The organism is Haliscomenobacter sp. (assembly GCF_041740695.1).
Lineage (GTDB): Bacteria > Bacteroidota > Bacteroidia > Chitinophagales > Saprospiraceae > Haliscomenobacter.
Genome location: NZ_JBGSLK010000056.1, coordinates 1 through 10,770, shown reverse-complemented (window position 1 = coordinate 10,770; position 10,770 = coordinate 1). Strand labels below are relative to the sequence as shown.

Annotated in this window: 8 protein-coding genes and 1 tRNA gene; 5 read left to right on the top strand and 4 right to left on the bottom strand. The window is 44.3% G+C overall.

Annotated elements, in window-relative coordinates; genetic code table 11:
- The first annotated feature begins 238 nt into the window (after window positions 1-238).
- The 5 genes from ACEW9O_RS12210 (at window position 239) to ACEW9O_RS12190 (ending at window position 3,407) form a co-directional block, all read left to right on the top strand.
- Window positions 239-655, top strand: coding sequence for a molybdenum cofactor biosynthesis protein MoaE (locus ACEW9O_RS12210; protein WP_373550444.1), 417 nt, complete (start codon window positions 239-241; stop codon window positions 653-655).
- Between the two features lie 91 nt (window positions 656-746).
- Window positions 747-2,072 (top strand): YgcG family protein, encoded by a 1,326-nt coding sequence (locus ACEW9O_RS12205; protein WP_373550443.1) that lies wholly within the window; start codon window positions 747-749, stop codon window positions 2,070-2,072.
- Window positions 2,073-2,139: 67 nt separating this feature from the next.
- Window positions 2,140-2,212, top strand: a tRNA-Thr gene (locus ACEW9O_RS12200).
- A 134-nt stretch (window positions 2,213-2,346) separates the two neighbouring features.
- The gene (locus ACEW9O_RS12195; protein WP_373550442.1) at window positions 2,347-2,997 is read left to right on the top strand and encodes a DUF433 domain-containing protein; all 651 of its coding nucleotides are present in this window, start codon (window positions 2,347-2,349) and stop codon (window positions 2,995-2,997) included.
- Window positions 2,994-3,407 (top strand): hypothetical protein, encoded by a 414-nt coding sequence (locus tag ACEW9O_RS12190; protein WP_373550441.1) that lies wholly within the window; start codon window positions 2,994-2,996, stop codon window positions 3,405-3,407. The genes ACEW9O_RS12195 and ACEW9O_RS12190 overlap by 4 nt, the downstream gene beginning before the upstream one ends.
- A 588-nt stretch (window positions 3,408-3,995) precedes the next feature.
- Here the strand turns inward: ACEW9O_RS12190 and ACEW9O_RS12185 are convergent.
- The 4 genes from ACEW9O_RS12185 to ACEW9O_RS12170 form a co-directional block, all read right to left on the bottom strand.
- The gene (locus tag ACEW9O_RS12185; protein ID WP_373550440.1) at window positions 3,996-4,703 is read right to left on the bottom strand and encodes a hypothetical protein; all 708 of its coding nucleotides are present in this window, start codon (window positions 4,701-4,703) and stop codon (window positions 3,996-3,998) included.
- Window positions 4,704-4,890: 187 nt separating this feature from the next.
- A complete protein-coding gene (locus ACEW9O_RS12180; protein WP_373550439.1) occupies window positions 4,891-5,301 on the bottom strand; it encodes a hypothetical protein in 411 nt (136 codons plus the stop codon).
- 5 nt (window positions 5,302-5,306) lie between these two features.
- Complete coding sequence (locus tag ACEW9O_RS12175) at window positions 5,307-6,206, bottom strand: hypothetical protein (RefSeq protein ID WP_373550438.1); 900 nt, start codon at window positions 6,204-6,206, stop codon at window positions 5,307-5,309.
- A 1,087-nt stretch (window positions 6,207-7,293) separates the two neighbouring features.
- Window positions 7,294-10,770 (bottom strand): T9SS type A sorting domain-containing protein (locus ACEW9O_RS12170; RefSeq protein WP_373550437.1); only part of this gene is annotated, 3,477 nt, incomplete at its 5' end.

Here is a 10,770-nt window from a genome sequence, read left to right as displayed (position 1 = left end):
GACCCGACAAAATACACTGGCAGAGGTGTTCGCCTGTGAAAGCTGATGACGAAGATCATAGGAAAGCCGTATGCGGGAAAACCGCACGTACGGTTTGACGAGGGGGAGAAGCGGCGGCGCCGCTTCTCTCTACTCTACTGTCCTCTTTTTTATTCTTTGTGGTAATAAAATGTCGCTTTGGTGGTCAAAATAATGCGGATTTATTTTTGAACCAAGAAACTTTGAATCCACACCTGCCATGCTTAATATCCAACTCAAAGAAACCGCCCTCTCCGCTCAAGAATGCATCAACCTCGCTGCCGATCCGGCATCAGGTGGGGCAACGGTATTTATTGGTACGGTACGCAATCAGACCAAGGGGCGCCCGGTGCTGCGCCTGGAGTTTGAAGCCTATGCGCCCATGGCCATATCGGAAATGACAAAAATCGCTGCGGAAGTGGAACAACGCTGGCAGGCTCATCATGTGGTCATTCATCATCGGGTGGGTAGTCTGGCGATTGGAGACATTGCGGTGATCATTGCTGTTTCTACTCCTCACCGTAAGGCTGCTTTTGAGGCTTGCCAATACGCAATTGATACGTTAAAAGAAACCGTGCCGATCTGGAAAAAAGAGATTTTTGAAGATGGGGAGGTTTGGGTGGCGGCACATCCTTAAAGTTTATTTGAACCATCTAGGACATCTAAGGGCCATCTTAGGAATGATGCGGCTTCAGCGTTTAATCATCCATCGATCTAAAAATACCATTGTGTCGAATAAGCGTGTGGATTTGACCGAAAATCCCGATCTTGAAGCACATTTGTGGCGACAATGCCTCTGCTTGTCATACACTACGGAAAACCTTTGCCATTCCATGCGCTACGTACTTTTCACCTTTGCACTTTTATTTTCCATTGGCTTCCTGACTGCACAAAAGTCCGGAAAGACTTACACTATTGATCGGGTACCTGACCCCAAGAACCGCAACAGCAGCGTCAGTGACCCTGACGACTACCTCAGTGCCTCCGACGAAGCGGTTTTAGATAAGTTGATCAATGCGATGGAAGACTCCACCACGGCGCAAGTCGCGGTAGTGGTACTGTATTCGATAGGGGAGGAGGTCCCCAAGGATTTTGCCACCAAACTCTTCAACAAGTGGGGCATTGGCCAGGCTGAAAAAGACAATGGCTTGCTCATCCTTACGGTGATGGACCAGCGGCGGACTGAATTTGAAACGGGTCTGGGTACCGAGAGTATCCTCACCGATGCGCTATGCTATCGGATAATTACCCAGGAAATGAATCCTCATTTTAAAAAAGGGGATTACGGGGTTGGTTTGATCTCCGGGGTCAACAAATGTAAATACTACCTGGAGAACCCTAACAGCATTTCCGAAATACAGGATCAATCACAAAGCTCAAGTAAAAAAGGTGGCTGGTTGCAAGTCCTCTTTGGCCACTCCATTTTTAACGGGATTTTTAACCTGCTGGCCCTGGTTTTTGTCTACAATGGCCTCAGCAGCAAGCAGGATGCCTACGATAAATACATGGCCTTGCGCAAATCGCGGAAGTGGGTTTTCCTCATTCTGTTTCCCATTCCCTATATTTTTATCTGGTGGTTTGTGGGCCGGAAAATGAAGGAATTGCGCTATGGCAAACGCTACAGCAAAAAAACGGGTGCTGAACTGCGTTTGATTCCCGAGGACCAGGAGGACAAATACATGCAACAAGGCCAAATCACCGAAGAAGAAATTGGCGTAGCGGACTACGACGTTTGGGCCAACGACAACGACGAGGCGGATCTCCTCATCCTACGTTACAGCAAAGGCAATCTAAAGTACCGCCGTTGCCCCAAATGTAGCTACATCACCTACTACAATTCTCATAGCCAAACCATCATCTCAGCAACTTATTCCTCTACCGGACTCAAAGAAGTGGTCAACGATTGTAAAAGTTGTAACTACCACGATGTGAAACGGGTAACGATCCCAATGCTGACGCGGAGCTCCTCTTCGGGTGGTGGCAGCGGTGGCGGCGGCGGTGGTAGCTGGGGCGGCGGTTCTTCTGGTGGTGGTGGGGCTGGTGCAAACTGGTAAAAAAAGCCGGAGATTGCTTGACAGGCAGGTCGCTTTTGTACTATATTTGCAGCCCAATAATTGTTTAGCCGCTCTAGCTCAGTTGGTAGAGCAACGCATTCGTAATGCGTAGGTCGAGGGTTCGAGTCCCTTGGGCGGCTCCTTGAAAAGGCTCGCTATGGTGGGCTTTTTTTGTTTGTACCTGGATTTGGTAAATTATTTGTTTGGTTGAAGTTGAAAAAACAACCTAATTCGTATATATTTGTAAGTGACGTAGAAAATTTTCCCATTAATCATGACCAAAACACTACAACATAAGCTTGAATTAGGAGATGGAATTTACACTGTAGCAGATATCTCCGAAATTCTCCAACTGCCAACAGCCAAGGTTCGGCGTTGGTTGGCGGCTTATTGGAATCAGTATTCATGGACCATCGATCGAAGTGTTGCTGTTAGTTTTCAAGCTTTGGTAGAGTTTTATGTGTTGTATCATTTGGGTGAAGCAGGCATCCCCACCAAAGCAGTGATTCGCGCCAAAACGGCCTTGTCGGAGTGGTTCAATACTCCATTTCCTTTTGCCCAAAAAAAGATAGTAGAAAACATCCAAACCGATCAATATCGGATATACCTGGAATTCGAAGGGCATATTGTATCCCTCGATGGAACCAAACAGCTGAATCTGGAATTCATCCGGCAGTTTTTCCACAAACTGGATTTTGACCAGGAATCAATTGCCTTGCGCTTTTGGCCACGGGGTAAGGAGAAAAGCATTGTGGTGGATCCCCAGCGTCAATTCGGTCATCCAGTCATCGGGACAAGCAATATTTACCCTGAAACGATATATGGTCTTTATCAGGGAGGGGAAAGTATCCCTTTTATTTGCTCTGCGTATGACTTGGTTGAGAAAGAAGTTCAAGACGCAATAGAATACTGTAAAGCGGCATGATTATTTATCTTGACGAAAACATATCTTACCACATCGCTCATGGGCTGAATCAGTTACAAATACCCCGCAACGCCAGCTTGTCCGAGCAAATTGAAATCAAAGCTACCGTTGATGTATTTGGCCGAGGTGCAAAAGATGAGGATTGGCTGCCTCAAGCAGGTGCTGAAGGTGCTTGCGTAATCACTCAAGACATCAACATTCATCGCATTCGGCATCAGCGGGAATTGTGTGAAACACACCATCTGGGTATGTTTTTCCTCAAACCTCCATCTAAAACTGGCTTTTTGTACTGGGAATCGGTGATGATCATTCTGAAACATTGGCCTGAGATGGAGCAAAAGGCGCTGCGGGAAGAACGGGCGTTCTTTTATCGAGTGGCGGCGAAGAGTGGGAAGTTGGAGAAGGTGTGATGATAATAATATTGCCGAAGTATTGCTATATCAAGAAGTAATTTTTATATTTGTTAGAGGAAGGTATATGAATTGTTTCGAGGTGAGCTATAGCGTTAATAGTTGATGAGGAAGATAATATCCGGTTTGAGTGGTATTATTTGAAACGACTATTCCCGCCTGGGAAAATTTTAGGCCTAGGCGAGCCGAACGTCAGGAATAACCTATAAATAATTAAACGATGAGTGAGAAAGAAAAGCCAAAACAAGATCTTCCGAAGCCAACACCGCCTCCAAGTGATCGGCCGTCCATTCCATCATCGGATCCAACCTTAAAAAAAGGCCTGGATTCTGAGCCAATTTCAAAGCGAACAAAATGAGCAAAGACAACAATCCGAAACCAGAACCTAAAACAACTCCATCCACAAGTGATCGGCCGTCTATTCCAACCTCTGATCCAACTTTAAAGAGGGGCTTGGATTCACAGCCAATTTCAAAACCAAAGAAATGAGTAAGGACAACAATCCAAAACCAGAACCTAAGCCGACTTTACCTCCTAGCGACCGACCTTCCATTCCCTCTTCCAACCCAACTGTAAAAACAAATGATGTTACTCCCACCACCAAATTATGAGTGAGGTGATAAAAAAAGATAGTGGAGAAATGAACGTAGCTAGGATAATCGCAATGTTATTTCTAAGCGCTGTTTTTGTGTTGACGCTATGATTATGGTTTATTTTACTCTGTATGGCTTCGCAAATACCAATCAGATATAATATATACTGTGAATCCTTAACTATAAATTCAGGTTTAAGCATGTCAATTGGGTTTGACCCTAAGCTGTGTAGCGTTTTATGGAGGATGCTAAGCATTAAGAAAAAAATGGCAATAAGTTGAACTGATATAAATACCATTGCTGGTAACATGATCTTCCAATCATCATTCCATTTTTTCGAGAATAGATATCCAATGGCAATGGATATAATTGGCAATAGTACGGTGAACATCTTGTGAGCAGTTTCCTGTGTATAGTTACAAGCATCTATAATTTCTTTGAGGCGTTTTTCTGATTCAAGATAAATGAAATTGGCAGACTCAGTGGTTAATTCTCTCCAGTTTGGAAGTTCTATTCGGGTGTGCTCAATCTCATTATTTTTATTCTTCCTTTTACCTTTAGGGGACGGACGTACTTTTTCTTGTGACAATGGCAAATCAGTGGATTCCTCTGGTCCTGCTTGACCTTCCAATTTATCCTGAGGCAATAGCAATGAGTCCTTGGACTTTTCTAGTTCGGCTTTCTCTTCTCCTTTTTCTAACATGATAGTTTTTAGAGTAAAAATAATAAATTTGGGAACAACGTGCAATCGGGAGGTCATAGAGAAATTTATCATTATGACCAACTTATAGAAGAGTCTCTACGCATTTACGGCAACTATTTAGAACGAGAAAAAATAGTTGCAAGGCTAAAGGAGTTACTCGAACAGATTTAATTTAATATGTAATTTATTAGCTATAGAAATTTGTATTCAATGATGCAATTATTATAATTTTTACTAATTTACTAATTTTAGGTGCTATTCGATTTATCATTCTTCCTAGTTCTACGACTTCTTTAAAAAATGTTTTATCTTCTTGCTTATTTCTTATTTTTTTCAACAAGGCACTTGCTTGAGATTTGATTTCAACAAATTCATCATCAAGTTCAACAGGTATTTCAATTACTTTGGATCTATTTTTTATCAGTTCTTTATATATTGAACTCAAAACATTTTCAGCAACCATAAATATGTCTTCTTCGATCATTGTGCCTGGATCAAATTGAAAGACATCCCCCAATACAGTGAGGTCTTTTCCGATGGTAGGTAATGTCTTATCAGACAACCCACTAGATAATTGTTTTATATCATTTTTGTTCACATGTATTAGTTGCTAGAAAATTGGTTGCGTAGTTTGGACAATTCATCAGCTAGTTCTGCAACATAGTATTCGAGTTTTGGTATTTCTATTGTTTTAATGCGATCGAGATCCCCGTTGCTAAATGCTCTTAGCAAAGATTGCTTAATACTTTGTTGCTTGCCATCAATGGATCCAATAATAAACTTGATTTCTTGGGGTAAGGGATTAACGTTTTCAACCAATTGTTTTATATTGGAAGCTAATAGTTCTAGCTTTTCAAGAATAAGGTTTAATTTTGATTCAAAATTGAGATATTGCACATTTAGTGAGTCCAATTGATTCCCAATTTGGCGTAAATCAGAGATGTAGCGGTCCATGTCAAAATTACCATTGGTTAAAAAATTATTTTCCCTTCTTTCTTCTTGCCCTTCCTGATTAATCGTAGAGTTGTCTTCTGAATCTTTCTCTTCAAGTTGCAATGAAACAGAAATTGATTCAACTAACTTCTTGATATTTTCTGAAATATTGACCAGTGCTTCATCTTTTTGGTCTGCCCCCCATTGTGTGACTGATTTTCCATTTGATGGGAGGCATTTAAAATTCTTATACCGATCATAAGTGCATGGTTTCCATATTATTGGAACTATATGCTTAGCAACTTTCTTTAAGATATCGACTTCTTGGGTAAGTGTATCATTACCTAAAAAATCACTTGTTAAAATAAGTAAAAAAACGCGTGAGCTATTAATGTTTTTTTGCTTTTCTTCAAAAACTGAACTACCTGGAAGCATTTCAGATTCATCCCAATAGTTGATAAAGGATTCTTCTAATGGTTTGAGATGCTTTCTCAGTACGTTTTTAAATTCTACATCTTCTGGGGCATAGAGCACGGAGATTTTAATTTTTTTGTTTTGGTTTGATGTCATGGCAAATGTAATAATTTTTTTTGTTTTAAAAAAGAATCTATAAACTTTTAAATGATTGTAATGTATGAAACTATTATTGCATTAATAATGGATTGGCAATTTTTTTGCTTATCATTCAGCCTAACATAAGCTAACGATATTTTACCATTGACAAAATAATAAAATTTCAGCTAAATCCTTTTACCAAAGGATTGGAGCAAGAGAACTTGTTTTCGCCTTTCCTTATACAGAACAAGAATGAAATTCCCAAATACAACTCAAAGACAAACAGGGCAAAATTCGGATCAGGCTTCTGGTGAATGAGAAAGATGAAGCCAAATTGGAGTTTTTGAATGAAAAAGGGGAGGTCACCGCGGTGTTTCCACAGTAAGCCACATGAGGTACTATTATCAGATCAAATAGAATTCGCCCTAAGCTAAAATTAAAAATAAGACCTATCCCCAACCAACCAACATGAGTTCATCATCCCGAATTTTGAACCCCCAACCGCGGCAGCGGTTGAATCTTGAATAGCCGCGGTCGTCCGCGGGTTTAGCGTGTTTGTGCCGTTTCACAACCGCGGCAGCGGTTGAATGTCGCCCGATTTGTTCAACCACTGCTGCGGTTGTGGTACATTCCGCTGGGCATTTTACCCTCTTTTGCTGCCGCCTGCGGCGTCAAGCTCGACGGCCGCAGGTTTTGGAGCTTACCGCGTGTCCGGCATTTTACACCTGCTCGACCAGAGGTAGGATCAGGTATGTGCGACCGTCGAGCCCGCTCGCGCAGCGAGCATTTTGGGATCGACGAGCGCCCACGCAGTGGGGGTAGGGAGTTCAGCTATACCGGGGTTTTTATGCTCGCGCTAAGTCGATCATCTTACTTACCACTACGTGGGCGCTCGTCGATCTTTCACCGACGCCTGCGGCGTCAGCTCGACGGTCGCAGGTTTTGGAGCCTACCGCGCGTCCAGCTTTTTACGCCAGCTCAACCAGAAGCAGCCTTTAAACAACAAAACCCCCGATTACCGAAGCAATCGAGGGTTTTGATACCATCTAACAACCCACGAACATCCCACGAATAAATTCATGGGTTCAGGGGTTGGCATGGCTTATTCCACAATAATCATCTTCTTGGTAGCCGTATGCTCCTCAGCTTCCAGGGTGTAATACAACACACCAGTAGCGTTAAAATCACTAGCTTTCAGCACCACCTGATTGGCACCCTTGGCGTAATCGGCGCGGATGCTCTTCAGTACGCGTCCAGTTACATCACTGATGGTCAGGGTAGCGGCACTGGCCTTGGGCAGGTTAAAGCTGATCACCGTTTCCCCATTGAAAGGGTTGGGCGTGTTTTGCTTCAACTCAAAACCATTGGCCAAGGCTTCAGCTTTGCCAAACTGCAGGGCAACACCCAGTTGCTCATTGTTTTGGCTGTAGGCTTCGGCAGATACCACCCGGTTCAGGCTCAGGGCACTTCTCAATTGAGCGTCAGCCTTGGCGCGGAGTACCAACGTAAACAAGGCACCTTGCTTCGCTGTTGCTGTCGCAAGCCCCGCTTGATTCCAGGAAGTGGTGATCAAACCTTCATTTTGGAATACTCCAAAGTTTTCGGCTTTGGCTACACCATACACGAGGTCAACCAATTCTACTTTGCTCTTGTCCAGGTTCAGGGCGAACTGGTAACCTTGTACACTTTTCAGGTCTGCAGCATTGAATTCAATGCTGTATTCCTGACCCGCTTTCATGGCAGCTTCCGCTGCCTGAATGTTCAAGGTGCCATTGGTCCGTACTTCAGCACTGGCCGCAGCACTCACGCTTGCACTGGCATTGACATCCCCAATTTTGATGGCGACGAAATTGGCCGTTGCATTGGCAGGGATGTCGTTGATGCTCACCACTTCAGGGAAGCTAGCCGCCCATGGGTTGCTGGCATTGGGGAAGTTGTAAGCGGCATCGATGAATCTCCAGGAAGTATTGTTCGAAAAGTGGGTATCGATATTCAGGATCAACTTGCGCAGGGCAATCAAATCCAGGGTCGAAATGGACTTGGAGTTGTTGACGTCAGCAGCGATCATTTTGTAAGGACTGTTCAGTGCTTGTACTCCCAGGATGTGCTTTTGGATCAAGACCAAATCGAAGGTAGATACCCCGTTGAGGTGGTTTTTGTCCAATTGTGGTACAATCGTGAAGTCACCACCCTTTGTCAGGTTGACGAAAGAGTAAGCACCATTGGCGGCAGTCGTTGCATTCTGCGAAGTGGAGCCACTCAACGTGATGTTGGCACCTTGGAGGTTACCTGCACCTTCAGTGGAGATGGTACCTGCAATGCTCACATCACCAGTAGCGGAACCTGGGCATGCGCTACGGTTGTCCTGAACTTCGATGTAAGTTACACAGAAGTCGTCCTTGCCAGCATTGTCCCATGCGTGCAATTCAACCAGCACGACTTTGCCTTTATCGGCGCAAGTCAGGTTGATGCCCGTTTGAGTAGACACCACTGGGCTACCTACGCGGTTGATGGAGTACTTGGTTACCAGTTTCAAACCGTTCAAGGTTTCTGGTCCCTGACCGTTGCAATCGTAAATTTTCGATGCAACAAAATCAGAAGCCCAAACGGCCATCATGCCACCACCAGCGCCATCAGGCATCAGTTCAGTGCTCAATCCGTTGATACAAATTGGAGCTGGACCTTTGCAGTCTTCAACGGTGAATGGAATCCGGGTTGCCACACTCAGGTTACCACACTCATCACGTACCACTACGATCAGGTCGTGCTTGCCTTCTGGGATGTTGGCTACGTTGATCTCGAACTGGCCGCCAGTCAAGTCTTTGGTGCTCCAGCGTGGAGTGGAGTACAGGATCATTTTGCTGGCATCCAAAGTTTGGAACGGTGCAATCATCAGGAACTGAGTTTCCAAAGTCACATCGTCGGTACAGTTGTCCTTGCCAGTGATCACCATTTTCAGGTTGGCCAAACAATCGCCACCCTCACGGATGCAGAATTTGCCTGGGTCACCAGTTACTACTGGACGAGTGTCATCGTATACTTTGATGATCTGGGTATAGATGAAGCTGTGGTAAAATTCACCAGCGATTTCGCAATAAGGAGGTTTGAAGCGTACGTCATTAGAGTTGTTAGCAATCAAGTCCTTAGAAATGTAGAACTCTTCGATGCCATCACGACGGTTGTCTTCGCGGTCACGCACCAAAACATAGATTGGGTCTTTGCCATAGTTGCCAAATACGTCCCGAGGAATGATCGTAACGTTGGTTTGCAACAGTGGGTCACCACAACGATCATCGTAAGTACACCAGTTGATCACGGAGTAAGTACGGAAGATTTTGTAGCACTCATCGTCAGATGCATCGTAACGCTTGTCGGTAACGTTTACAGCCAAGATGTCACAACCCAATTCGTCAGTGATAACGGTATCAATGATTGGAGTCTTACAATCAGAAGCTACATCTTTAGGGAAACAGATGTTGTATTCGTGTACTGGCAGAATCCAGATGCGCTGAGTACAAGTCACGCTGATTGGGCCTTTAACCGTTTCTTTGGTCAAAGTCCAGTTGCGATCGATCCAGCCATAACCACACTTCAGTTTCTTCACAGTAGAATAAACCGTATCCAAAGCAGCACAATCGTTGCCTGAAGGAATGATTACATCGCCAAACGCAGCAGCAGAAGCTACTTTGTCATCAATGAAAGCCAGGTTTTTGTCATCACAATAAACCGTAACCGCCCATGGAGCCAAACAAGTTGGAGCCACTTTGTCTTCGATCAACACATCATTCCAGCAATAGTTGGTGTTGCCATATACGTCAGCACCCCACAATTCGATCGTTACGCGCTCTGCCAAATCGCAGCAGAAGAACTCAACGATGTCTTGCAGCGGAGTCATCAACTTACCACCCTTCAGGATGAAAGTTTCACCGAAGCCATTCAATGTACCGTCGCCATCGATGTCAAAACCGTCAGCTTTGGTCCAGTCGCCATCAGCAGGCAGAGGATCCAATTTACCGTTGTTGTTCGTGTCGTATCCTTTAGCAATGAAGCTAGCAGCACAAGCAGTTGGTACGTTGCGACGTACTGCAATCCAAGCCAGTTTGCAGTTGTCCCAAGAACCTTCGTCGATGTCGTCAGCACTTACTTGTGCATAACCGTTGGTGTAACCATTGGCATTGCTCAACGTGATGTGCAGGTCATCGTCACACTTCATTACAGGTGCAATCTTGTCCTTCACTTCGAAAATGAAGCAGCAAGTAGAAGCATTGTAGCAACCATCGAAAGCGTCAATCACCATCAGGTGTTTGCCTACTGGAAGACCGATCATCATGCCGTTCATTACAGCATACTCCACTTTATCCCAGCAAATGTCGTCTTTGTCGCAAGCACCAAGACGGTATTTGTCATTGTCGCCACGCAATTCGCCACCACGGGCGTTGTCATTACAAAGAGGATCAGCAGGTCCAGTGTAAACCAAAATACCTTTTACATAACGATCTTTGGTGTAAACACTTACACTTACGTTACCCAGTGCACAATTGTCTTTGATGGTTACACCAAAGGCAGACTTGATGCCAGC